Origin of the sequence: Streptomyces odonnellii (assembly GCF_000981895.1) — a bacterium.
In the GTDB taxonomy this organism is placed as follows: domain Bacteria; phylum Actinomycetota; class Actinomycetes; order Streptomycetales; family Streptomycetaceae; genus Streptomyces; species Streptomyces odonnellii.
In genome coordinates, this window is record NZ_LATD01000285.1 from 1 (window position 1) to 24,675 (window position 24,675).

The following is a 24,675-nucleotide window of genomic DNA, read 5'->3' on the forward strand; positions in this document are numbered from 1 at the left end:
GGGGGCTCGGGTGGGGGCGGACGGCGGCGCTGGTGATGCGGAGGGCGCCGTTGTTCGCGATCGCCACGACGGCCGGGCTGGTGCTGCTCGGACTCCCGTTCCTGGGAGCCCAGTTCGGCACGGCCGACCACCGTCAGCTTCCGGCCGGCGCCGAGTCGCGGGTGGTCCAGGAGGAGATACGGGACGGCTTCCCCGGCAGCCCGAGCGGCGGCCTGGAGATTCTCGCGGAAGGCTCGGCCACACCCGCCCAGTACGCCGACTACCGCAGCCGGATAGCCGCTCTCCCGGGAGTGGCGAGGGTCGACGGTCCCGTCACCGCGGACGGGCACGGGTACTTCACGGTGCTGCCGGAAGGCGAGGCGGTGGGCGAGGCGTCCCAGCGGCTCGTCCATGAGATCCGTGCCGAACAGGCCCCGTTCGACACCTCGGTGACCGGCGCGGCAGCCGTACTGGTCGACTCCAAGGACGCGATCGCGGACCGGCTGCCGTGGGCGGCGGGCATCATCGTCGTGGTCACCCTGCTGCTGGTCTTCCTGCTCACCGGCAGTGTGCTGATACCGATCCAGGCGGTCGTGCTCAACACCCTGAGTCTTACGGCGATGTTCGGGGCGGTGGTCTGGGTCTTCCAGGACGGCCATCTGTCCGGGCTGCTGGCCTTCACCTCCACCGGGGACATAGAGACGACCCTGCCGGTGCTGATGTTCTGTGTCGCCTTCGGGCTCTCCATGGACTACGGGGTCTTCCTGCTCTCCCGGATCAAGGAGGAGTACGACAGCAGTGGTGACCACGAGCAGGCGGTGGCCTTCGGACTCCGGCGCACGGGAGGGCTGATCACCGCGGCCGCCGTGATCCTGGCGGTGGTCATGGTCGCCATCGGCACCTCGCGGGTGACCAATACGAAGATGCTCGGTCTGGGGATCGCGCTCGCTGTGATCATGGACGCGATGGTGGTGCGCAGTCTGCTGGTCCCGGCGGCGATGAAGCTGACGGGGAAGGCGACATGGTGGGCGCCCGGCCCGCTGCGCCGCTTCCACTCGCGGTTCGGGCTGAGCGAGGGCGAGCCGGGAGTGGGCCCCGGGGAGCGCGCCAAGTCCGTTGCTCGGGACAAGGACCCTGGCCAAGGCCGTTACGAGGACCGGGACTTGGACACGGCGGGAGTCTGACGCGGGGGATACGGCAGAGGAAGGGGGGAGGTCCCGTACCGGATCGGTACGGGACCTCCCATGGGCCCCTTCGTCAACTACCGCTGTGCGCCGATGCGGTCGGCATCAGCTTCTGCTGCCTCTGTTACCGGGACGCTTGGCCACCCAGGCTCGGACGGTGTCCGCGTACCAGTAGGGCTTGCCGTTCTCCACATGGTCGGGTTGCGGAAGCAGTCCGTGCTTGCGGTACGAGCGGACCGTGTCCGGTTGTACCCGGATATGCGCCGCGATCTCCTTGTAGGACCAGAGCCTTTTGTCCGTCATCAGTTGGCACCTCCCTGCGCCCGCCGCAGGGAGGTCTGTCGACCGTCGGGGGAACTGCGGCTGGGACGCTGGCGATCAATCAGCCTGTGCCCAGCGAGCCACGCAGAGTGATGTGGAAAGCGGAATTGTCGCCTCCCTGTGACGGAAGACCCGTGTAATGGAGATATGTGTGACGTTGGGGGGACCCTTGTGACAGATACGGCACATGTGACGCGTGTACATCAAAGGGGGCGAGGTGATCAGGCGCCGCAGCTCCGCAGGAACTGCCGGGTGCGGGTGGCGATAGGGAGCGGCTTGTCGGGCGGACAGGGATACATGTCCTGCTCGACGATGGCGAAGAGGTCGACGTCCAGCCGCTGGGCCGCCGCCAGGACCGGCTCCAGCGCGGGCACCCCGCTCGGCGGCTCGCACATCACCCCGCGCCCGACGGCCGGGCCGAAGGGCACCTCGTCCGCGACGACCCCTGCGAGGATCTCCGGATCCACCTGCTTGAGATGGAGATAGCCGATCCGCTCCCCATAGGTCTCGATCAGCTTGACGCTGTCGCCGCCGCAGTAGGCGTAGTGCCCGGTGTCCAGACAGAGCGACACCAGCTCCGGATCGGTGGCGTCCAGGAAGCGGCTGACGTTCTCCTCGCTGTCGATGTGGGTGTCGGCATGCGGGTGGACGACGATGCCCAGTCCGTACCGGTCACGCACCTCGCGCGCCAGGCGCTCCGTCTGGGTGGTCAGATCGCGCCATTGTGCGGCGGTGAGGGTCCGGTCCTCCAGGACCTTCCCGGTCTTGTCGTCGCGCCAGAAGGACGGGATGACAACGAGGTGGTCCGCGCCCATTGCCCGGGTGAGCGCGGCGATGTCGGCGACATGCGCCCAGGTCTTCTCCCAGACCGCGGGCCCGTGGTGCAGCCCGGTGAAGACGGTGCCGGCCGAGACCTTCAGCCCGCGCCGGGCGGTCTCCTCGCCCAGCCGGGCGGGATCGGTGGGGAGATAGCCGTAGGGGCCGAGTTCGATCCACTCGTAGCCGGCCTCGGCGACCTCGTCGAGGAAGCGCCGCCAGGGGACCTGCTGCGGATCGTCGGGAAACCACACCCCCCAGGAGTCGGGGGCCGACCCGACCCGGATGCGGTTGAGCGTGGGCACGGAGGAGGTCATGCCGGTCAGCTTTACCGCCGTGCCGAAAGAGGTCAAGCCTTCGTCCGAATGTCAGGACAAAACGTTGACAGGTCCGGGGACGACCATTAGACCTGGGGTTGGCCAGGGACCGGCACTGGCCGCCGAACCGACCGGCACCGGCCGTCGAACCGAAGGGACCGCGTATGACCGCGCCGTACGACGTGATCACCATGGGCCGGATCGGCGTCGACATCTATCCGCTGCGGACCGGAGTCCCGCTGGCTCAGGTGGACACCTTCGGGAAGTTCCTCGGCGGCTCGGCGACGAATGTCGCGGTCGCGGCGGCCCGGCTGGGGCGGCGCGCCGCCGTTGTCACCCGTACCGGCCAGGACGCCTTCGGGGACTATCTCCACCAGGCGCTGCGGGAGTTCGGGGTCGACGACCGCTGGGTGACCGCGGTCGACCGCTATCCGACCCCCGTCACCTTCTGCGAGGTCTTTCCGCCGGACGACTTCCCCCTCTACTTCTACCGGCTCCCCAAGGCCCCTGATCTGGAGATCCACACGCATGAACTGGACCTGGACGCGATCCGCGCCGCCCGGATCTTCTGGATGACCGGCACCGGCCTGTGCGCGGAGCCCAGCCGTACGGCGACGCTCACCGCACTGGAGGCACGCGCCAGGTCCGGCATCACCGTCTTCGACCTCGACTGGCGCCCCATGTTCTGGCCGGGGGACGCCGACACCGAGGGCCCGGCCGCCGCCGGACCGCGCGACGAGCCACGGAAGCTGTACGCACAGGCCCTGCGGCATGCCACGGTCGCCGTCGGCAATCTCGACGAGTGCGAGGTGGCCGTGGGGGAGCGCGACCCCGAGGCCGCCGCGCGGGCGCTGCTGGCCGCCGGAGCCGAACTGGCCGTCGTCAAACAGGGACCCAGGGGCGTGCTCGCCCTCCACCGTGACGGCACCCGCGCCGATGTGCCGCCCGTCCCCGTGGAGGTCGTCAACGGCCTCGGCGCCGGGGACGCGTTCGGCGGAGCCCTCTGCCACGGACTGCTCGCCGGCTGGGAACTGGAGCGTGTCATGCGGTACGCCAACGCGGCGGGCGCCATCGTCGCCAGCCGTCTCGCCTGTTCGTCCGCGATGCCGTACGAACACGAGGTGGCGCAGGTGCTCGCGGGCGGCCCGTTCCCGGCCCAGGACCCCGTTCCTGCTCCGCCGCAGAGCGACCGGACCGGTGCCGCCCCACCCGGCGCCGCACCCGACAGACCGTCCGGCACCCGGCCAGGTAAGGAGCCCGCCGAGCCGTCCGGCACCCGGTCCGCCGCACCTTCCGGGACATCCTCCGGCACGTCCGCCCCGGGAGCGCTGTCATGACCGCCATCGATGTCTCCGAGCTGGTCAGGCTGCGCGCACAGCGCCCCGAGGCCGTCGCCGAGGCCGCCGCCCGCCGGATCCGCCGCCCCCTCATACGGTCCACCGGCCCCTCCGCGGGCCGGCTCATGATCATCGCCGCCGATCACCCGGCCCGCGGCGCCCTCGCCGTCGGGGACCGCCGCCTCGCCATGGCCGACCGCCTCGACCTGCTGGAGCGGCTGTGTCTCGCCCTGTCGCGCCCCGGCGTCGACGGCGTGCTCGCCAGTGCCGACATCCTTGACGACCTGCTGCTCCTCGGCGCCCTGGAGGACCGGGTCGTCGTCGGCTCGATGAACCGCGGCGGCCTCGCGGGCGCCGCCTTCGAGCTCGACGACCGCTTCACCGGGCACCGCCCCGAGGACCTCACCCGGCTGGGTTTCGACGCGGGCAAGCTGCTGCTCCGTATCGACTACGAGGATCCGCGCTCCCTGGACACCCTCTACTCCTCCGCCCGCGCCATCGACGCCATGGCCGAGCGCCGGCTGCCGGTCTTCGTCGAGCCGTTCATCTGCCATCGCGTCGACGGACGGCTCCGTACGGACCTGGGCGCCGAGGCCGTGACACGGTCGATCGCCATCGCATCGGGGCTGGCCGGTACGTCCGCGTACACCTGGTTGAAGGTTCCCGTTACCCAGAACCCCGACGATATGGCCCGAGTCATGGAGACCTCGACCCTTCCGGCCGTCCTGCTCGGCGGCGAGATCGGGGGCGATCAGGAGGGCGCGTACGAGAAATGGCGCGGGGCGCTGCGGCTGCCCACCGTCCAGGGCCTGGTCGTGGGCCGCTCGCTGCTCTATCCGGTAGACGGTGATGTGGCGGGGGCTGTCGACATCGCGGTGGGGCTGCTCTAGTGGGTACGGGAGACGGTATGACCACCGACCATGACCGGTATGTGCCCGCGGGCAGTGCCTCGTCCGGACCGTACGCCCTCGACATCGGCCCCGAGCGGGCCGGCTGGTCCCACAGCAGCCTCCGTGTGCTGGAACTCACGCCCGGTGGCACCCACTCCCTGGCCACCGGGGACAGCGAGTGGATCGTGCTTCCGCTCACCGGCGGTTGTACGGTGCACACGCAGGGCGAGTTTTTTGAACTGCTGGGCAGGGAAAGCGTGTTCGGCGGAGTCACCGACTTCGCGTACGTTCCGCGCGACGCCCATGCACAGATCGCCTCCGGTGCGGGAGGCCGCTTCGCCCTGGCAGGAGCGAGGTGCGAGCGACGACTCCCCGCTCGCTACGGCCCCGCGCCGGAGGTTCCGGTCGAGTTGCGCGGCGCGGGCACCTGCTCGCGCCAGGTCAACAACTTCGCCGCCGCCGGTGTCTTCGAATGCGACCGGCTCATCGCGGTCGAAGTGATCACCCCGGGCGGCAACTGGTCGTCGTACCCGCCGCACAAGCACGACGAGTACCGGCCGGGCGTCGAGTCCGAGCTGGAGGAGATCTACTACTTCGAGATCGACGGCGGCGGCCTCGGCTACCACCGGGTCTCGCCCTCCCGCCCCGGCGGTACGGATGTCCTCGCCGAGGTCCGTACGGGCGACACCGTCCTCATCCCGGACGGCTGGCACGGCCCGTCGATCGCCGCGCCCGGCCGCGACATGTACTACCTGAATGTGATGGCGGGACCGGGGGAGTCCAGGGAGTGGCTCATCCGCGACCATCCCGACCACGGCTGGATCAGGGACACCTGGCCGGGGCTCGCCGTCGACCCGCGACTGCCGCTGTACGGAGCGGAGCCGCAGCCGCTCGGAGCCGAGGAGGGCCCCCGATGAGCACACGCCGACTCACCGTCGCCCAGGCGCTGATCACCTTCCTGACCAGGCAGTACAGCGAACGGGACGGCCGCAGACAGCGTCTGGTCAATGCCACCTGGGGCATCTTCGGACATGGCAATGTGGCGGGTATCGGCCAAGCCCTTGTCCAGTCCTCGGGCGACATGAGGTACTTGCAGGGACGGAACGAACAGGCCATGGTCCACGCCGCCGTTGGCTATGCCCGTCAGTCCAGCCGCCTCTCCGCCCATGCCGTGACCACCTCCATCGGCCCCGGCGCCACCAATCTCGTCACCGGTGCGGCACTCGCCACCATCAACCGCCTCCCCGTGCTGCTGCTCCCCGGTGACACCTTCGCCACCCGTCCCGCCGACCCCGTACTCCAGCAGCTCGAAGTCCCCTCCGCGGGCGATGTATCCGTCAATGACGCCCTGCGGCCGGTCTCGGTGTATTTCGACCGCGTCACTCGCCCCGAGGCGCTCGTTCCGGCCGCGCTCGCCGCGATGCGGGTGCTCAGCGACCCCGCGCAGACCGGGGCCGTCACGCTCGCGCTGCCGCAGGATGTGCAGGCGGAGGTGTACGACTGGCCGGAGGAGTTCTTCGCCGAGCGCGTCTGGCGGGTCCGGCGTCAGGCGCCCGATCCGGATGAACTCGCCGAGGCGGTACGGCTGGTACGGGCAGCCGAGCGCCCTCTGCTGGTCGCGGGCGGCGGGGTGCACTACAGCGCGGCGGAGGAGGCGCTGGCCGCGCTGGCCGACGCCACCGGTATCCCGGTCGCCTCCACTCAGGCCGGCAAGGGCTCACTGCCGTACGACCACCCCTGCGATGTCGGCGGAATCGGGCACACCGGCACAGCCACCGCCGATGAACTGGCCAGGACCGCGGATCTGGTGATCGGCGTCGGCACCCGCTGGTCGGACTTCTCCACCGCGTCGGCCACGCTCTTCGCGAATCCGGCGGTCCGCTTCCTCAATATCAATGTCACCGGTTTTGACGCCCATAAGCTCGCGGCCCACCCGCTGGTGGCGGACGCCCGTACCGCCCTGGAGGGACTCACCGCCGCCCTCACCGAGGGGGACGGGTACCGGGTCGCGCCCGGGTATGCGACCGAGTACGGCGAGGACAAGGAGCGCTGGGAGTACCGCGTGGACGCCGCGTTCGCCGCGGACGAGGACCTGGTGCGCCCCACCCAGGCACAGGTCCTCGGTGTGCTCGACGCGCTGGTCACCGGCGAGGACATCCTGATCAACGCGGCGGGGTCGCTCCCCGGCGATCTCCACAAGCTGTGGCGGGCCCGCTCTCGCGACCAGTACCACATCGAATACGGCTACTCCTGCATGGGCTATGAGATCCCGGCCGCCCTCGGCGTACTGCTCGCCGATCCCGGCCGGCCGGTCTGGGCACTGGTCGGGGACGGTACGTATCTGATGAATCCCACCGAGATCGTCACCGGTGTCCAGGAGCGGCTGCCCCTCAAGGTGGTGATCCTCCAGAACCATGGCTACGCCTCCATCGGAGGGCTCTCCGAGTCGGTCGGCGCCGAACGGTTCGGTACGGCGTACCGCTTCCGGGCCGCCGACGGTACGTACACCGGCGCCCCGTTGCCCGTCGATCTCGCGGCCAACGCGGCGTCGCTCGGGATGCGGGTGATCCGCGCCAAGACCATCCGTGACCTGCGTGAAGCACTGGCCGAGGCACGCGCGGCTGACTCCCCCACATGTGTCTACGTGGAGACCGAAACCGCAGACACTGTGTCGGGCGTGCCCCCGGCCCAGGCGTGGTGGGATGTCCCCGTGGCCGGCACCGCGACCCGTACCGCCGCGGTCAAGGCCCGCGAGGAATACGACCGGCACGCCGCCGCCCGCCGCCGTCATCTGTGAAGGAGCACGCAATGAAGACCGTCAACCACTGGATCGGTGGCAAGGCCGTCGAGGGCGCGTCGGGCAACTGGGGTCCGGTGACCGACCCGGCGACCGGCGCCGTCACCACGCGCGTCGCGCTGGCCTCCGTCGAGGAGGTGGACAGCGCGGTCACCGCGGCGAAGGCCGCGTACGCCACCTGGGGGACCTCGTCCCTCGCCCAGCGCACCGGCATTCTCTTCCGCTACCGCGCCCTGCTCGACGCGCGCCGTGACGACATCGCCGCGCTGATCACCGCCGAGCACGGCAAGGTCCACTCGGATGCGCTCGGCGAGGTCGCGCGCGGACTGGAGATCGTCGAGCTGGCCTGCGGGATCACCACCCAGCTCAAGGGAGAGCTGTCCACCCAGGTCTCCAACCGGGTGGACGTCTCGGCGATCCGTCAGCCGCTGGGCGTCGTCGCGGGCATCACGCCCTTCAACTTCCCGGCGATGGTGCCGATGTGGATGTTCCCGCTGGCGATCGCCTGCGGCAACACCTTCGTGCTGAAGCCCAGCGAGAAGGACCCGTCGTCGGCGAATCTGCTGGCGGAACTGGCCGCCGAGGCGGGGCTGCCCGACGGGGTGCTCAATGTCGTCCATGGCGACAAGGTCGCGGTGGACGCCCTGCTCGCGCACCCGGATGTGGCGGCGGTCTCCTTCGTCGGCTCCACGCCGATCGCCCGCTACATCCACGCGACGGCCTCCGCCAACGGCAAGCGGGTGCAGGCGCTCGGCGGTGCCAAGAACCACATGCTGGTGCTGCCCGACGCCGACCTGGACGCGGCGGCGGACGCGGCCGTATCGGCGGCGTACGGTTCGGCCGGCGAGCGGTGCATGGCGATCTCGGCGGTCGTGGCGGTGGGCGCGATCGGTGACGAACTGGTCGCCAAGATCCGGGAGCGCGCCGAGAAGATCAAGATCGGCCCCGGCAACGACCCGTCCTCCGAGATGGGCCCGCTCATCACCAAGGCCCACCGCGACAAGGTCGCCTCGTATGTCACGGGAGCGGCGGCCCAGGGTGCCGAGGTCGTTCTGGACGGTACGGGACACACCGTCGATGGCTTCGAGGACGGCCACTGGATCGGACTGTCCCTGCTCGACCGGGTCTCGACCGACTCCGACGCCTATCGCGACGAGATCTTCGGCCCGGTGCTGTGCGTGCTGCGTACGGCGACGTACGAGGAAGGCGTGGAGCTGATCAACGCCTCGCCGTTCGGCAATGGAACGGCCATCTTCACCCGCGACGGCGGCGCGGCCCGGCGCTTCCAGTTGGAGATCGAGGCCGGGATGGTCGGGGTGAATGTGCCGATCCCGGTGCCCGTCGGCTATCACTCCTTCGGTGGCTGGAAGGACTCTCTCTTCGGCGACCACCACATCTACGGCAACGACGGAGTGCACTTCTACACGCGCGGCAAGGTGGTCACCACTCGCTGGCCCGACCCGTCCGAGGCCCCGGCGGGCGTCGACCTGGGATTCCCGCGCAACCACTGAGCCCCGGAGCGTGTGCGACCCCGGAGCATATGAGCGGCGGCCCGTACGGACATCTCGTCCGTGCGGGCCGCCGCTCGTCGTGGGCCGTGCGGGCCGTCGTCGTGGGCCGTTCGGGAACAGTTGATGAAGTCTTTGCCCACTCTCTGCCCGCATTCCGATCAAGCCTCCGGGGCACTTCAACGGCCGTGCCACGCCCCGTGAGCCCGTCCCTCACTCCTGCGAGGGACCGCTCGGACCGTCCGCTCCCGTGACCGGTGGCGCGACGGCCGCGTTGACCGGGCGCGGGTGCGGATACACGCTCCTAAGTTAGATGCTGGATACAACTGGTCCGGCGACCGGAAGCAGGAGGACACACATGTGTGGCATCACCGGTTGGGTCTCCTTCGACCGTGCACAGCTCGACGCCTCCGCGACGCTCGACGCGATGACCGCGACGATGGCGTGCCGGGGCCCCGACGCGGGAGGCACCTGGGTCAGCGGGCCCGCCGCCCTCGGGCACCGGCGGCTGGCGATCATCGACCTGCCCGGCGGGCGGCAGCCGATGACCCTCGCGACTCCGCAGGGCACGCTCGCGCTCGTCTACTCCGGCGAGGCCTACAACTTCACCGAGCTGCGCCGGGAGCTGGCCGGGCGTGGCCATCGCTTCCTCACCGACTCCGACACCGAGGTCGTCCTGCACGGCTATCTGGAGTGGGGCGAGGCCATGGCCGAGCATCTCAACGGGATGTACGCCTTCGCGGTCTGGGACGCCAGGCACGAGAAGCTCGTACTGATCCGCGACCGGATGGGCATCAAGCCCCTCTACTACTACCCGACCGCCGACGGAGTGCTCTTCGGCTCCGAGCCCAAGGCGATCCTCGCCAACCCGCTCGCCCGTGCCCGGGTCGGCCTCGACGGGCTGCGTGAACTGTTCGCCTTTGTGAAAACCCCTGGTCACGCGGTCTGGGAGGGAATGCGCGAGGTCGAGCCCGGCACGGTCGTGACCGTGGACCGGAGCGGCCTGCGCCGCCAGGTCTACTGGTCCCTGGAGACCCGGCCGCACCCCGACGACCAGGACACCACGGTGGCGCGGGTACGGGCGCTCCTCGACGACACCGTGCGCCGCCAGCTCGTCTCGGACGTACCACGCTGCACGCTCCTGTCCGGCGGGCTCGACTCCTCCGCGATGACCTCGCTGGCCGCCCGGCAGCTCGCGGAGAGCGGCGAGAAGGTCCGCAGTTTCGCCGTCGACTTCGTCGGCCAGACCGAGCACTTCGTCGCCGACGCACTCCGTACCACTCCGGACACCCCGTTCGTCCACGATGTGGCACGCGCGTCGGGCACGGTGCACCAGGACATCGTGCTCGATTCTAACGCCCTCGCCGATCCCGAGGTGCGGAGGCGGGTGATCAAGGCCCGTGACCTTCCCATGGGGCTCGGTGACATGGACGCCTCGCTCTATCTGCTCTTCCGGGCGATCAGGGAGCACTCGACGGTCGCGCTCTCCGGCGAGTCGGCGGACGAGGTCTTCGGCGGGTACCTCCAGTTCTTCGACGAGGAGGCCAGACGGGGCGACACGTTCCCCTGGCTGGTGCGGTTCGACGAGATGGTCGGGGACGACGCCGCTGTGCTGCGGCCCGACGTGAACGCTGCCCTGGACATGCCGGGCTTCCTGCGCGACAGCTATGCGACGGCCGTCGCCGGAATCGCGCGCCTCGACGGCGAGAGCGACTTCGAGTACCGGATGCGAAGGATCAGCTACCTCCATCTGACCCGTTTCGTACGGCTGCTGCTCGACCGGAAGGACCGGATGAGCATGGCCGTCGGGCTGGAGGTGCGGGTGCCGTACTGCGACCACCGGCTGGTCGAGTACGTGTACAACGCCCCCTGGTCGCTGAAGTCCTTCGACGGCAGGGAGAAGAGTCTGCTGCGGGAGGCGACGGCCGATCTGCTGCCGAGGTCGGTCTACGACCGGGTGAAGAGCCCCTATCCCACCACCCAGGACCCCAGGTACGGCATCGCTCTTCAGGAATACGCCAGGGATCTGCTCGCCGATCCCTCCCACCCGGTCTTCGCCCTGCTCGACCCCGCCAAGGTCCGCACCGCGGTGGAACGGCACACTCCGCAGGTCACCATGGCCTCGCGGCGCGGTCTGGAACGCACGCTGGATCTGGCGCTCTGGCTGGAGATGTACCGCCCGGAAATCGTGTCGGCCTGATCGCCGACTCAACCACCCCGACTGCTTCTGACCAGCCCTGCTCGCTTTTGACCGCCCGGGTAGCGAGGGCTGCTCGGCGCCGCTCGGTACGGTGCGCATACCGCGTCTGGTGTACATGGCGCCGCCTCTCTACTACTCGAGAAGGCCGCCCAGTTCCGACCGGTGTCAGCAGCGCCGGTGCCAGGGCCCCGTTTAGGGTTCAATCATGGAGACCCGAACCCCCCACCGGTCCCGGTGGCGCCCGCGCTGGCTCGCGGGCGTGGCAGCCCTCGCCGTGCTCGCCGGAGCCGGTACCTGGACCGCCGTCGCCTCGGACGGCCCGCCCGCCGTGCACCAGCAGGACCAGGTGCTGGACATGCCGGGCGCCCGGATCGACACCTCGTACTTCACCTCCGGCACCCCCGGCGACGGGCGCCGGCCCGCCGTGCTCATCGGGCACGGCTTCGGCGGCAGCAAGGACGATGTGCGGACCCAGGCCGAGAAGCTCGCACGCGACGGATACGCGGTGCTGACCTGGTCCGCGCGTGGCTTCGGCAAGTCCACCGGAGAGATCGGGCTCAATGACCCCGCCCATGAGGTCAAGGACGTCTCGCGGCTGATCGACTGGCTGGCGGAACGGCCCGAGGTCCGGCTCGACTCCAAGGGCGACCCCCGGGTGGGGGTGACCGGCGCCTCCTACGGCGGCGCCGTCTCGCTGCTCGCCGCGGGATACGACCGGCGGGTCGACGCGATCGCCCCGCTGATCACCTACTGGAACCTCGCCGACGCCCTCTTCCCCGAGGGCGTCTTCAAGAAGCTCTGGGCCGGGATCTTCTTCTCCACCGGTGGCGGCTGCACGACCTTCGAGAAGCAGCTCTGCGCGATGTACCAGCGGGTCGCCGTCTCCGGCACGCCGGACGCCGCCGCCCGTGAACTGCTTGAACAGCGCAGTCCGTCCGCCGTGGGCGACCGGATTGAGGTGCCCGCGCTGATCATGCAGGGCCAGACCGACTCCCTCTTCCCGCTCGGCCAGGCCGATGCCATGGCCAAGGCGATCAGCGCCAATGGCGCCCCCGTCGATGTCGACTGGCTGGCAGGCGGACACGACGGCGGAGACCTGGAGACCGACCGGCTCGAAGGCCGGATCTCCTCCTGGTTCGACCGCTATCTCAAGGACGAGAAGGGCACGGACACCGGACCCGCGTTCCGGGTCAGCCGTACCGGAGGAATCGACTCCACCGACGGTGAGACCAGGCTCCGGGGCGCGAGCAGCGACCGCTACCCGGGGCTGGAGAGCGGCACCACCACCGTCCCGCTCAGCGGCGGCACCCGCCCCCGCACTTTCGCCAACCCGGCCGGCGCCACCCCGCCCGCCGTCTCGGCCGTACCGGGCCTGACCGGCGGGATCTCCCAGCTCTCCACGCTGGGCGTCGGGCTCTCCCGTGACTTCCCCGGGCAGTTCGCGGGCTTCGACTCCCGGCCGCTGGACCACTCGCTGCGGATCACCGGCTCGCCGACCGTCCGGGCCACGGTCAGCTCCAGCACCGGTGACGCGGTGCTCTTCGCCAAGGTGCACGACGTGGGGCCCGACGGCCGGCAGCAGGTGCTGCCCTCCCAGCTCGTCGCGCCCGTACGGGTCACGGACGCGAAGCAGGGCAGGACCGTGGAGCTGACACTGCCTGCCATCGACCACCAGGTCGTGGCCGGCCACCGGCTGCGGGTGGTCCTCTCCGCCACCGACCTCGGCTATGCCTCGCCGGTCGCTCCGGCCGTCTACCGGGTCTCCCTGGACGGTCCGCTGAAGGTGCCCACCGTGCCCGCCCTCACCACCGGTTCCGCCGCGCTGCCCTGGTGGATCTGGGGACTCCCGGCCGCCGGCGCGCTGATCGCGGCCGCGCTGCTGCTCACCGCGCGCCGCCGTACCAGCGCCCCGGAGCCCGACCCGGCGCTCGCCGAAGTGCCCCTCCAGATCACCGGCCTGACGAAGCGGTACGCCAAGTCCGCCGACCGGTACGCGGTGAAAGACCTCTCCTTCCGGGTCGACAAGGGGCAGGTGCTCGGTCTGCTCGGCCCGAACGGCGCGGGCAAGACCACCACCCTGCGCATGCTGATGGGGCTGATCAGTCCGGACGCGGGCGAGATCCGGGTCTTCGGCCATGCCATACGGCCCGGCGCCCCGGTGCTCTCCCGGGTCGGCTCGTTCGTCGAGGGCGCGGGCTTCCTGCCGCATCTCTCCGGACGCGCCAATCTGGAGCTGTACTGGCAGGCCACCGGCCGCCCCGCCGAGGACTCGCACATCGACGAGGCACTGGAGATCGCCGGGCTCGGGGACGCGCTCGCCCGGGCCGTACGCACCTACTCGCAGGGCATGCGGCAGCGGCTCGCCATCGCCCAGGCCATGCTCGGTATGCCCGATCTGCTGATTCTCGACGAACCGACCAACGGTCTCGACCCGCCGCAGATCCGTGAGATGCGGGACGTGATGATCAGATACGCGGCCGGCGGAAGGACGGTCATCGTCTCCAGCCATCTCCTCTCCGAGGTCGAACAGTCCTGTACGCATCTTGTGGTCATGCACCGCGGGCAGCTCATCCAGGCGGGCCCGGTCGCGGAGATCACCGGCTCGGGCGACACCCTGCTGATCACCACCGCCGAGCAGGTACCGGAGCCCGTCGTGGAGAAGATCTCCGCACTGGCGGGGATCGGCTCGGCCGTGCTCACGGACGCCGGACTGCTCGTACGGCTCGACGGCGTGAGCAGCAGCTCGCTGATCACCGAGCTGGTACGGCTGGACGTACCCATAACGGGCGTCGGGCCGCACCACCGTCTGGAGGACGCGTTCCTCACCCTGATCTCAGGAGGCTCCGCATGAGCGCGCTGATCGAGTCGGCCCCCGGTTACCGGGCACGGCACACCCTGCCGCTACGGGTCGAGGCGCTGCGCCAGCTCAAGCGGAGGCGGACCGTGGCGATGGCGGGCGTGCTGGCCGCGCTGCCCTTCGTCCTGGTCGTGGCCTTCGCCATCGGCGGCACTCCGGGCCCGGGCGAGAACAACCGGATCACCCTGATCGAGACCGCGACCGCCTCCGGCGCCAACTTCGCCGCCACCTGTCTCTTTGTCTCCGCGGGCTTTCTGCTGGTGGTGCCCGTCGCGCTGTTCTGCGGGGACACGGTGGCGTCCGAGGCGAGCTGGTCCTCACTGCGCTATCTCCTGGCCGCGCCCGTGCCCCGGGCCCGGCTGCTCTGGAGCAAGCTGGTGGTCGCGCTCGCCATGAGCGCGGCGGCGATGGCGCTGCTGCCGCTGATCGGTCTGGTGGTGGGCACGGCGGCGTACGGCTGGCGGCCCCTCGAACTGCCGACGGGCGGCTCCCTGACCTCCGGGGACGCTCTGCCTCGGCTGGCTCTGATCGTCGCGTTCATCTTTGTCTCCCAACTGGTCACCGCGGGGCTTGCGTTCTGGCTGTCGACCAAGACCGACGCGCCGCTGGGCGCGGTCGGCGGCGCGGTCGGGCTGACGATCGTGGGCAATGTGCTGGACGCCGTCACGGCGCTCGGCTCCTGGCGGGAATTCCTGCCCGCGCACTGGCAGTTCGCCTGGGCGGACGCGCTTCAGCCGCAGCTCGAATGGGGCGGCATGCTGAAGGGCGTCGCGGTCTCGGTGACCTATGCCCTGGTCCTCTTCGCCCTGGCCTTCCGCGGCTTCTCGCGCAAGGACATCGTCTCGTAGCACCGTCTCGTAGCACTGGTGCGCATACGTGGGCAGCGCCCGTACGCGCACTCGGATCCGTAGATCGACCGGATCCCTGAGATCGACCGGATCCTCAGATCCACCCCCTTCGAGCCGCTTCCGCGCCCGCCCGGAAGCGGCTCGTCGTACCCAGGGCGGTGAGCAGTTCGCCCACGCGTCGGCTGTACGTACGGCTCGACATCCCCAGCCGGGTCGCCGCCGTCTCGTCCGTGAGCCCGGCCAGCAGTGCCTCCAGCACGGGCCGCAGTTGTCCCGGCAGCACCCCTGGGGTGGGGAGCGCTGCTGTGGGAAGCTCCTCGCCGGTCTCCCACCAGGCCTGGTGCGTACGGACCAGAGCCTGGACGACCACCGGATCGCGGATCAGAAGCACTCCGTGATAGTGGAGTTGGAGATCGATGGGGATCGCGGCGACCGTGCGGTCGACCAGGATCATCTTGAACGGGATGGAGTCCGTCTGCCTGGCCCGGCCGGGAAGCTGGCGCGGCAGTGGGTACGGAAGCCCGGCCAGCCCATGCCGGGGCACGATTCTGCGCACACCGACCGAGGGCGCCCGCGCCCGTCCCTTCCCGCCGGAGCCCGTTCCGGCGCCGCGGCCGGGGCCGGCGCCGCCGTCCTGCCAGTCCTGGTCGCCCGCCGCCCGTACGCAGGCGCCCGCGAACTCCAGGAACTGCTCGGGAATGCACTGGCCCAGACAGCTCCCCGGATCGTCGAAGACCAGCAGCTCACGACGGGCGGAGCGGACCAGGGCCGTCAGTGTGGCCATCACCTGACGCACCCCTCGGATCTGCCGGCCGGGAGGGTGGAGCGTGTCCACCACGTCCTCCCGCACCACCGCCAACGACAGTGCCGACCTGTTGAGCACGGACCCTGGAACATCCACCACGGCTGACCACCCCCGCCATCCCCTCGGAGCCGTACGCCACTCCATGTACGCACATCATCGCTCACCGTGACAAGTGCAGTTCAGAGAGTGGCGACTCCATGCCAGAGCCTCGGTAATCGGCCCTTTCCGGGGCACGCTGGTGATCACTTGGTATGAAACAAGACAAGCCGTCCGGGACAACCCGTGACAAGCGAGACAGACGAGACGGAGGGAGAACTGTCATGAGCAGCCGACGCGCCGTCTGTTGTTCACCGGCGAGAATGACCCGCACAGGTGACCGTCCACCCTGATCGAGGAGCACTCAAGAATGGCTCCACGCAGGGTTCTTGGTGCGAGATGATGGGCCCCATGCCCACTTTGCTGCTCGCGCTTTCCGCGATCTCGACGGGTCTGTACGCGGGGAACTTCCTCATATTCCAGACCGGTGTCATGCCCGCCCTCGCCCGGCTGACGGACGAGCAGTTCGTCCCGGCCATGCGCAGGATCAACGAGCTGGTGCCGCGCCCGCTCTTCCTGCTGACCTTCTTCGCCATCGTGGGCTTCCCGATAGCGGCCCTCGCCGTTCCCGTCGACGGCCGCTCCGAGAACCAGAAGTGGCTTCTGGTGGCGGGACTGGTCTGCGTGGTCCTCAACCACTTCATCACCATCGGCGGCAATGTCCCGCTCAACAACCAGCTCGCCGCGTCGACTTCCTCTCCCGACAGCGTGGTGCGCAAGGCGTTCGAGTCGCGCTGGAACGCCTGCCACCGGGCCCGCACCTTCTTCTCCGTCGTCGGCTTCATCCTGGTGGTCAGCGCCACCCTCTCGTAACGAGCGGGCGAACCGGAGACGAGTCGGCGGAGGCGGGCTGGGCGGCACGGCCGGGGGGCGTCAGACGACCTTGAAGTTGGCCATCATGCCCATCCCGCCATGGTCGATCAGATGGCAGTGGTACGGGAACACTCCGCGATGGCTGTTGAACGTCACTGAGAGTTTGACGGTCTGACCGGGCATCACCACCACGGTGTCCTTGCGCCCCGCCTCCGAGGCAGGGACCGGGCCCCCGTCGCGTTCGAGGACGCGGAACTGCACCAGGTGCATATGGAAGTTGTGCGGTATGAGCGTGCTGGCGTTGGTGACGGTCCAGATCTCGGTGGCGCCCCAGTTCACCGTCGTGTCGATACGGTTCGGGTCATAGCCCTTGCCGTTGATGTAGCCCTGCTGAGTGGCGCCCGTCTCGTCCATGCTGAGCTGGAAGCTCCGCTCCACGGTGGCCTTCCGCGGCGTCGACAGTGAGGTGAGGGTGGCGGGGACCCTGCTCGGGTCGTGCACCCGGGCGCCGACGTCGAACCGCATGACCTGGCCGACCTCCTCCACCGGCCCCGGACCCATCACATTCTTCAGGACGAGCTGGGTGCCGGGGCGGTACTGGGCGAAGTCGATGACCAGATCGGCGCGTTCACCGGGGGTGAGCAGAAGCTGTGTGGCCGGAACCGGCTTCTCCAGCAGTCCGCCGTCGGAGCCTATCTGGGTCATCGGGCTGCCGTCGGAGAGCTCAAGCGCGAAGAACCGCAGATTGGAGGCGTTGACCAGCCGGAGGCGGTATTTGCGCCCCTTGACCTTCATCACCGGCCACGGCCTGCCGTTGACCAGGATCGTCGTCCGGTTGAACGCGTCGTCCATCTCATAGACGAGCTGCGCGTTCTCGTCGAACCGCGCGTCGCGCAGGACCAGCGGCATCTCGAACTCACCGGACGGCAGCCCGAGCGTGTCCTCCTTGTCGTCGCCCAGCAGATAGACATTGGACAGCCCGCGGTACACGTGCTCCGACTCCATGTGGTGCGCGTGGTCGTGCATCCACAGGGTGGCGGCCGGCTGGGCGTTGGCATAGGTGTACGTCCTGCTCGCACCCGGCGCGATCGTGTCCATGGCGCCGCCGTCGTCGGCCGGGGGATTGTTGCCTCCGTGCAGATGCACCGAGGTCGGCATGGTCAGCGAGTTGACCTGCTTGACCACCACGGTCCGCCCGGAGCGGGCGCGGATCGTGGGGCCCGGGAAGGAGCCGTTGTAGGTGAACAGTTCGGTGGCGGTGCCCGGGAGGATCTCGCGCCGCGCCTTGGTCATCACCACCGAGTAGTAGTCGGTGGTCGCCGATCTGCGGACCGGTTCCAGGACCGGGGGCCGGGTGAGGGGCACACCGAACGGGGTGACTTGGGCGGCGGTCGCCGCCCCTGCCGCACTCCGGGCGCCGCGGCTGCTCAGCGCCTGGGCCGTCCAGCCGGTGGCACCGGTGACGCCGAGGGCTCCCGCGGTGAGCCCGATCCGTATCGCATGACGACGAGAAAGCACAAGGAAAACCTTTCCGGGATGCCGGGGAAAAGGAGTCGGTCCCCGTTCCGATCGCGGGGATGCTACCTATCCGAAAGCGAACTCCCGGTGGTGATCGATCCTGTGTGGTCGGCGGTCATGCCGTTTGTGCCGTCTATCGCCGATTAGGGGTCCAGTACGGATCCAGTACAGGTCCAGCGGGGATCCAGCGCTCCTCCACCGGAATCCAGCCATTCCCGGCCAACTCCCTGTCGGTCGGGGGCCGGTCCGGGGAGTTGGCCGTACGGGCGGGGCAAGCTCCTCGTACACGCATGACCGGCGCCCGGTCCCCTCCTGGAGGCCCGGGCGCCGGCGGGATGCGCCGGAGTGGTCAGCTCGGCGGCATCAGCACGGTGTCGATCACGTACACCGTGGCGTTCTCGGTGGCGACGTCACCGCAGACGATGTTCGCGGTGTTGTCGACCTTGAACGACTGACCGGAGCCCGACGTGGTGAGCGTGCTGCCCTCCAGGGTCGTGAAGTGGCCGTCCGGGAGCTGCTCGGGGGTGATCTTCTTCTCCGCCGCGGTGTAGTTCAGGAGTTTCCTGAGCTGCGCCTCGTTGTTGCGGAACTGGTCGAGCTGCGGTTTGGAGAGCTTGGCGAAGGCGTCGTTGGTCGGGGCGAAGACGGTGATGTCCTTCGCGGAGTTCAGCTTGTCGGCCAGCTTGGCCTTCTCCACCAGGGCGACAAAGGTGGAGAGATGCGTGTTCTCCGCCAGCGCGGTGACCACCGGCTGGGTCGCCATCCTGGCGAAGGTGCCGTTGACGCCCTGCCGCAGCAGCGACGAGCACCCGGGGCCGAAGGGGGCCGCGCCGGGGGACACCGATGCGTTCGGTGAGGGCGATTCCGAGGGGCTCGGGGACACGGACGCACCGGGCGACGTCGGGGTGGTGGGCGACATCGGCGTACCGGCCGAGCGGGAGTGGCTCGATGCCGGGGTGGCGAGAGCCTGGGGTGCCAGGACTCCCAGCGAGACCGGGAGGGCCACCGCGGTGGCCGCGGCCATGGCTGTGGTGCGGAGACGGGTCCGGTTCATGGTTCGATTCCTCTTCCTGCGGGAGGAGGGCCCCGGCTCGGGCCCGGAGTCGCACCCGGAGGCGTCGGCGGCGGCTGGGGCCGACGGGTCCTGGGCGGCGGGTCCTGAGACGGCCGGGGGAGCGCGGGCCCGGAGGTGCGGGCCCGGGGAGGGCGGCCCGGGGTGCCCGGGCGCGATGCCGGACGGGGCGCTCTCACCCGTCCGGCCTGCCACTCATGTCGATCGTCTGCTGATCGATTGTTGGCCGTTGCTGTGTTCGATTGTGGTGTTCGATCAAGCCGCCCGTAAAGCGTAGTCCCGCCTCTCCGGCCTCGGCATCTCGGGCGGAGCACCCGGATCGCTGGTATGGGCCGCCCGCTCGGCTCGGTTCGCCGTGGGCCGGAACCCCCTCAGCCGCCTGTCCGGCCGCCCGTCCGGACCCCCGGTCGGCCGCCCGCCACTCGATCGGCTCCGGCGTGTCAGGAGGCCGCCAGTCGAGTGGCCGATAGCGTCGAATGTCCGCCGTCGGCAGGCGCCGCGCCCGGCCTTCCTCTTACCGTCCCACGTCCTTACCGTCCCACGTCACGGGGTGCAGATGTCCGACCTCATCTACATCGTGCTCACACTCGCGGTCTTCATGCTGATCGGCCTGGCCGCGAAGGGGGCGGGCCGGCTGTGAGTGCCGAGAATCTGGCCGGGCTGGCCGTCGCCGTGCTGCTCGTCGTCTATCTGATCTTCTGCCTGCTCTTTCCCGAGCGCTTCTAGACCTCCAGCACGTGGAAAGGTCCAGGAAAGGTTCTTCATGAACGACCCCCTCGCCGGGTGGCTCCAGATTCTCGCCCTGGTGGTGGCGCTCGCCCTCTCCTTCCGGCCGCTGGGCGACTACATGGCGTACGTCCTGACCTCCCCCCGGCACCGGCGGACGGAGCGGCTGCTCTACCGTCTCGGCGGGGTCGCCGCCGACGCCGACCAGACCTGGGCCGCCTTTCTGCGCAGTGTGCTCGCCTTCTCGCTCGTCTCCGTACTGTTCCTCTATGCGTTCCTGCGATTGCAGAACCATTTTCCGCTCGCGCTGAACACCCCGGCCATGGACGCCGATCAGTCGTTCAATACGGCCGTTTCCTTTGTCACGAACACGAACTGGCAGTCCTACTCTGGGGAGTCGGCGCTCGGCCATCTCGTACAGATGGCGGGGCTCGCCGTGCAGAACTTTGTCTCAGCCGCCGTCGGAATCGCCGTGGTCGCCGCTCTCATCCGGGGTTTCACCCGGCAGAAGACCGACCGGGTCGGCAATTTCTGGGTGGATCTCACCAGGATCGTGCTGCGTGTTCTGCTGCCGATCTGTGTCGTCTTCGCGATCGTGCTGGTGGCGTCGGGAGTCGTACAGAACTTCCATGGCATTCAGCCGGTCATGACTCTCTCCGGTGACATGCAGAGCATCACCGGCGGCCCGGTCGCCTCGCAGGAGGTCATCAAGGAGCTGGGCACCAACGGCGGTGGTTTCTACAACGCCAATTCCGCCCATCCCTTCGAGAATCCGACCGGCTTCACCAACTGGCTGGAGATCTATCTGCTTTTGGTGATCCCCTTCTCGCTGCCGCGCACCTTCGGCACGATGACCGGCGACCGTCGCCAGGGTTACGCGATCGTCGGCGTCATGGCCCTGATCTGGGCCGCCTCCGTCGCCATTGTCACAGCGAACGAACTGCACAGCGTGAGCAGTTCGGCAGGCCACACGGCCGGCGGAATGATGGAGGGCAAGGAGCAGCGCTTCGGTATCTGGTCCTCCGCGCTCTTCGCCGCGGCCACCACACTGACATCCTGTGGCGCCGTCAATTCCTTCCACGACTCGTACACGCCGGGCGGCGGCGGAATGACGATCTTCAACATGATGCTGGGTGAAATCGCCCCGGGCGGTACGGGATCGGGCCTCTACGGCATTCTCGTCCTGGCGATCGTGGCCGTCTTCGTCGCCGGGCTGATGGTCGGCCGTACCCCCGAATATCTGGGCAAGAAACTGCGTGGGCAGCAGATGAAATTCGCCTCGCTCTATATCCTCACCACCCCCGCAGTGGTGCTCACCGGCGCGGGGATCGCCATGGCGCTGCCCGGGGAACGGGCGGCGATGCTCAATCCCGGGCCGCACGGTTTCTCCGAGGTGCTGTACGCGTTCACCTCGGCGGCCAACAACAATGGCTCCGCCTTCGCGGGGCTGTCCGCCAATACCGTCTGGTACAACACCGCCCTCGGCCTGGCGATGCTCATCGGCCGCTTCCTGCCCATCGTCTTCGTCCTGGCCCTCGCCGGATCCCTCGCCGCGCAGCAGCCGGTCCCCGTCACCGCGGGCACGCTGCCCACGCACCGGCCGCTCTTCGTCGGCCTGCTGACGGGCGTGATCCTGATCGTCGTCGGCCTGACCTACTTCCCCGCACTCGCGCTGGGGCCGCTCGCGGAAGGGCTGCGCTGATGCCCACGAACCCGGACCCGAAACCCGACGACGCCAACCCGGGCGACCCCAAATCGGGCGGTACCGCCTCGGGCGCCGTGCCGGACCGGCCGCCGGCTCCGAAGGACCCGCTCGCGCCGAACACTCGCCGGATCGCCGGCGGACTGATGGACCCGCGCCAGTTGGTCACCTCCTTCCCCGGCGCGCTGCGCAAGCTCGATCCCCGCCTGATGTTCCACAGCCCTGTGATGTTCGTCGTCGAGGTGGGCGCGGTCTTCACCACCGTCTCGGCGATCATCCACCCCAGTGTGTTCGCATGGGTGATCACCGTCTGGCTCTGGCTGACCACGGTGTTCGCCAATCTCTCCGAGGCCGTCGCCGAGGGCCGGGGCAAAGCACAGGCCGAGACCCTGCGCCGTACGAAAACCGACACCGTCGCACGGCGGCTGCCCAGCGGTTGGAAGCCGGGCACACGGGACCCGGTCGAGGAGCAGGTGTCGGCCACTCAACTCCGGCTGGGCGACTACGTGGTGATCGAGGCGGGACAGATCATCCCGGGCGACGGAGATGTGGTCGAGGGTGTCGCGAGTGTGGACGAATCGGCGATCACGGGGGAATCGGCACCGGTCATCCGCGAATCCGGCGGCGACCGTTCGGCGGTGACCGGCGGAACGAAGGTGCTGTCCGACCGTATCGTCGTACGGATCACCTCCAGGCCGGGCGAGACCTTCATCGACCGGATGATCGCCATGGTCGAGGGCGCGGCCCGGCAGAAGACCCCCAACGAGATCGCGCTGAACATCCTGCTCGCCTCGCTGACCATCGTCTTCCTGATCGCGGTGGTGACCCTCCAGCCCTTCGCGATCTACGCGCACGCGGAGCAGCCGATCGTCATCCTGATCGCCCTGGTCGTCGCGCTGATCCCCACCACCATCGGCGCGCTGCTCTCCGCGATCGGGATCGCGGGCATGGACCGGCTGGTGCAGCGCAATGTACTGGCGATGTCGGGACGCGCGGTCGAGGCGGCCGGGGACGTCAACACCCTGCTGCTCGACAAGACCGGCACGATCACCCTGGGCAACCGGCAGGCCGCCGAATTCCTGCCGGTCGAAGGGGTCGGTGTCGAGGAACTCGCCGATGCCGCCCAGATCTCGTCCATCGTCGACGAGACCCCCGAGGGCCGCTCGATCGTCGTACTCGCCAAGGAACGGTACGCGCTGCGCGGCCGGGAGGAGGGCGAGCTGGCGGACGCGGAGTTCGTACCGTTCACCGCGCAGAGCCGGATGAGCGGGGTCGATCTGACCCTCCCGGACGGCGGCATCCGCTCTCTGCGCAAGGGGGCCGCCGCGGCGGTGATGCGCTGGGTACGCGAGCACGCGGGCGGCGAGGGCGCGGCCGTCGGTACGGCCACGAGGGCGGCCGGCGCGATCGTGGACGGGATCTCGGCGAGCGGCGGCACTCCGCTGGTTGTGGCCGAGGCGATGACCAGCGGCGACGCGCGGGTGCGAAGTGCCCGGGTGCTGGGGGTCATCCATCTCAAGGATGTGGTGAAGGAGGGGATGCGGGAGCGGTTCGACGAGCTGCGCCGGATGGGCATCAGAACGGTCATGATCACCGGCGACAATCCGCTGACGGCCAGGGCGATCGCGGAGGAGGCGGGGGTGGACGACTTCCTCGCCGAGGCCACCCCCGAGGACAAGATGGCGCTCATCAGGAGCGAACAGGGCGGCGGCAAGCTGGTCGCGATGACGGGGGACGGTACGAACGACGCCCCTGCGCTGGCGCAGGCGGATGTCGGGGTGGCCATGAACACGGGGACATCGGCCGCCAAAGAGGCCGGGAACATGGTGGACCTGGACTCGAATCCAACAAAACTGATCGAGATTGTCGCCATCGGAAAACAGCTTCTGATTACGCGGGGAGCGTTGACGACCTTCTCGATCGCCAATGATGTGGCGAAGTACTTCGCGATCATTCCCGCGATGTTCGCGGTCGTCTATCCGGGACTCGACAACCTCAACGTGATGAGGCTGCACAGTCCGACCTCGGCGATCTCGTCAGCGATCATCTTCAACGCGCTGATCATCGTGGCGCTGATCCCGCTGGCGCTGCGCGGCGTCCGCTACCGGCCGTCGTCGGCGTCCGCGCTGCTGAGCCGCAACATCTGGCTGTACGGGCTGGGCGGACTGGTTCTTCCGTTCGTGGGGATCAAGGTGATCGATCTGATCATCCAATTCGTCCCCGGTTTGCGCTGACCGGTCGAACAAGGCCTGAGCTGCGGAAACTCAATCCGGGGACCCGGGAAACTCAATCTGATCGAGTGAGAAAGCGACTGCCTCGTGTCCGTTTCTTTCCGTACCGTCCTGCGGCACCATCTGTCGGCGCTGCGGATGCTGCTGGTGCTCACCGTGATCACGGGAGTCTGCTACCCGCTGGTGATCACGGGGATCGCTCAGGTCGCCTTTCCTTCCGAGGCCGACGGCTCGCTGATCAGCGATCACGGCGAGCCGGTGGGGTCGAGGCTGCTCGGCCAGAACTTCGATCTGCCGAAGAGGGGCGGGCGGCCCGGCGGGCCGGACCCCAGATGGTTCCAGCCGCGCCCGTCGGCGGCGGGTGCGAGGGGGTACGACCCGACCAGCTCGGGCGCTTCCAATCTGGGTCCCAACAACCCCGTCCTGATCAGAACGATCAAGCAGCGCAGGGCCGCGGTGGCCGCCTTCGACGGCGTGGACCCGAGCCACGTGCCCGTGGACGCGCTCACCGCCTCGGGCTCGGGGCTCGATCCGCATATCTCGCGTGCGTACGCGAACCAGCAGGTCGACCGGGTGGCACGGGCGCGCGGACTGAGCCCGGCAGTGGTACGGAAACTGGTCGCGGACCGGGTGGGGGGCGGGAGCGGCGGGTTTCTGG

At 69.3% G+C, this 24,675-nt stretch carries 19 protein-coding genes; 14 read left to right on the plus strand and 5 right to left on the minus strand.

What is annotated here, in order from left to right:
• The coding region (locus WH07_RS24865; protein WP_046504251.1) for an MMPL family transporter at positions 1-1,163 on the plus strand (1,163 nt) is incomplete at its 5' end.
• Between the two features lie 105 nt (positions 1,164-1,268).
• On the opposite strand, the gene WH07_RS24870 is transcribed toward WH07_RS24865, so the two are convergent.
• Together WH07_RS24870 and WH07_RS24875 are read right to left on the minus strand one after the other, a co-directional pair.
• Positions 1,269-1,466, minus strand: a complete 198-nt coding sequence (locus WH07_RS24870; RefSeq protein WP_046504254.1) for a helix-turn-helix transcriptional regulator — start codon at positions 1,464-1,466, stop codon at positions 1,269-1,271.
• Between the two features lie 239 nt (positions 1,467-1,705).
• Positions 1,706-2,617 carry a sugar phosphate isomerase/epimerase family protein gene (locus WH07_RS24875; protein ID WP_046504284.1) on the minus strand — a complete coding sequence of 304 codons (912 nt, stop codon included), beginning with the start codon at positions 2,615-2,617 and terminating at the stop codon, positions 1,706-1,708.
• Between the two features lie 164 nt (positions 2,618-2,781).
• On the opposite strand from WH07_RS24875, the gene iolC reads away from it, so the two are divergent.
• The 8 genes from iolC to WH07_RS24915 all read left to right on the plus strand — a co-directional run bounded on the left by iolC (position 2,782) and on the right by WH07_RS24915 (position 15,054).
• A complete protein-coding gene (iolC, locus tag WH07_RS24880; protein WP_046504257.1) occupies positions 2,782-3,954 on the plus strand; it encodes a 5-dehydro-2-deoxygluconokinase in 1,173 nt (390 codons plus the stop codon).
• A complete protein-coding gene (locus tag WH07_RS24885; RefSeq protein WP_046504260.1) occupies positions 3,951-4,844 on the plus strand; it encodes a Cgl0159 family (beta/alpha)8-fold protein in 894 nt (297 codons plus the stop codon). The genes iolC and WH07_RS24885 overlap by 4 nt, the downstream gene beginning before the upstream one ends.
• 17 nt (positions 4,845-4,861) lie before the next feature.
• Positions 4,862-5,761 (plus strand): 5-deoxy-glucuronate isomerase, encoded by a 900-nt coding sequence (iolB, locus tag WH07_RS24890; RefSeq protein WP_046504263.1) that lies wholly within the window; start codon positions 4,862-4,864, stop codon positions 5,759-5,761.
• Complete coding sequence (iolD, locus tag WH07_RS24895) at positions 5,758-7,641, plus strand: 3D-(3,5/4)-trihydroxycyclohexane-1,2-dione acylhydrolase (decyclizing) (protein ID WP_046504265.1); 1,884 nt, start codon at positions 5,758-5,760, stop codon at positions 7,639-7,641. The genes iolB and iolD overlap by 4 nt, the downstream gene beginning before the upstream one ends.
• A gap of 11 nt (positions 7,642-7,652) precedes the next feature.
• The gene (gene mmsA, locus WH07_RS24900) at positions 7,653-9,152 is read left to right on the plus strand and encodes a CoA-acylating methylmalonate-semialdehyde dehydrogenase (RefSeq protein ID WP_046504268.1); all 1,500 of its coding nucleotides are present in this window, start codon (positions 7,653-7,655) and stop codon (positions 9,150-9,152) included.
• A gap of 355 nt (positions 9,153-9,507) precedes the next feature.
• Entirely contained in the window at positions 9,508-11,349 is a 1,842-nt protein-coding gene (asnB, locus tag WH07_RS24905) for an asparagine synthase (glutamine-hydrolyzing) (RefSeq protein WP_046504271.1), read from the plus strand.
• A 205-nt stretch (positions 11,350-11,554) separates the two neighbouring features.
• Positions 11,555-14,200 carry an alpha/beta fold hydrolase gene (locus WH07_RS24910; protein ID WP_079023538.1) on the plus strand — a complete coding sequence of 882 codons (2,646 nt, stop codon included), beginning with the start codon at positions 11,555-11,557 and terminating at the stop codon, positions 14,198-14,200.
• Positions 14,197-15,054, plus strand: coding sequence for an ABC transporter permease (locus WH07_RS24915; RefSeq protein WP_046504273.1), 858 nt, complete (start codon positions 14,197-14,199; stop codon positions 15,052-15,054). The genes WH07_RS24910 and WH07_RS24915 overlap by 4 nt, the downstream gene beginning before the upstream one ends.
• Positions 15,055-15,148: 94 nt before the next feature.
• Here the strand turns inward: WH07_RS24915 and WH07_RS24920 are convergent, their stop codons facing one another.
• A complete protein-coding gene (locus WH07_RS24920) occupies positions 15,149-15,958 on the minus strand; it encodes a helix-turn-helix transcriptional regulator (RefSeq protein WP_046504275.1) in 810 nt (269 codons plus the stop codon).
• A 348-nt stretch (positions 15,959-16,306) separates the two neighbouring features.
• Here WH07_RS24920 and WH07_RS24925 point away from each other — a divergent pair, with 348 nt between their 5' ends.
• Positions 16,307-16,768, plus strand: coding sequence for an anthrone oxygenase family protein (locus WH07_RS24925; RefSeq protein ID WP_046504277.1), 462 nt, complete (start codon positions 16,307-16,309; stop codon positions 16,766-16,768).
• 60 nt (positions 16,769-16,828) lie between these two features.
• On the opposite strand, the gene WH07_RS24930 is transcribed toward WH07_RS24925, so the two are convergent.
• Positions 16,829-18,286 (minus strand): multicopper oxidase family protein, encoded by a 1,458-nt coding sequence (locus WH07_RS24930; RefSeq protein ID WP_046504278.1) that lies wholly within the window; start codon positions 18,284-18,286, stop codon positions 16,829-16,831.
• A 349-nt stretch (positions 18,287-18,635) separates the two neighbouring features.
• Positions 18,636-19,340: a fasciclin domain-containing protein gene (locus tag WH07_RS24935; protein WP_046504280.1), complete on the minus strand. Its 705-nt coding sequence runs from the start codon at positions 19,338-19,340 to the stop codon at positions 18,636-18,638.
• A gap of 654 nt (positions 19,341-19,994) precedes the next feature.
• Here WH07_RS24935 and kdpF point away from each other — a divergent pair.
• The 4 genes from kdpF to kdpC all read left to right on the plus strand — a co-directional run.
• Positions 19,995-20,084 (plus strand): K(+)-transporting ATPase subunit F, encoded by a 90-nt coding sequence (kdpF, locus tag WH07_RS36720; RefSeq protein ID WP_063775822.1) that lies wholly within the window; start codon positions 19,995-19,997, stop codon positions 20,082-20,084.
• A 37-nt stretch (positions 20,085-20,121) separates the two neighbouring features.
• Positions 20,122-21,786 (plus strand): potassium-transporting ATPase subunit KdpA, encoded by a 1,665-nt coding sequence (kdpA, locus tag WH07_RS24940; protein WP_046504282.1) that lies wholly within the window; start codon positions 20,122-20,124, stop codon positions 21,784-21,786.
• A gap of 146 nt (positions 21,787-21,932) precedes the next feature.
• Positions 21,933-24,020, plus strand: coding sequence for a potassium-transporting ATPase subunit KdpB (gene kdpB, locus WH07_RS24945; protein ID WP_232789051.1), 2,088 nt, complete (start codon positions 21,933-21,935; stop codon positions 24,018-24,020).
• Positions 24,021-24,104: 84 nt separating this feature from the next.
• The coding region (gene kdpC, locus WH07_RS24950) for a K(+)-transporting ATPase subunit C (protein ID WP_063775823.1) at positions 24,105-24,675 on the plus strand (571 nt) is incomplete at its 3' end.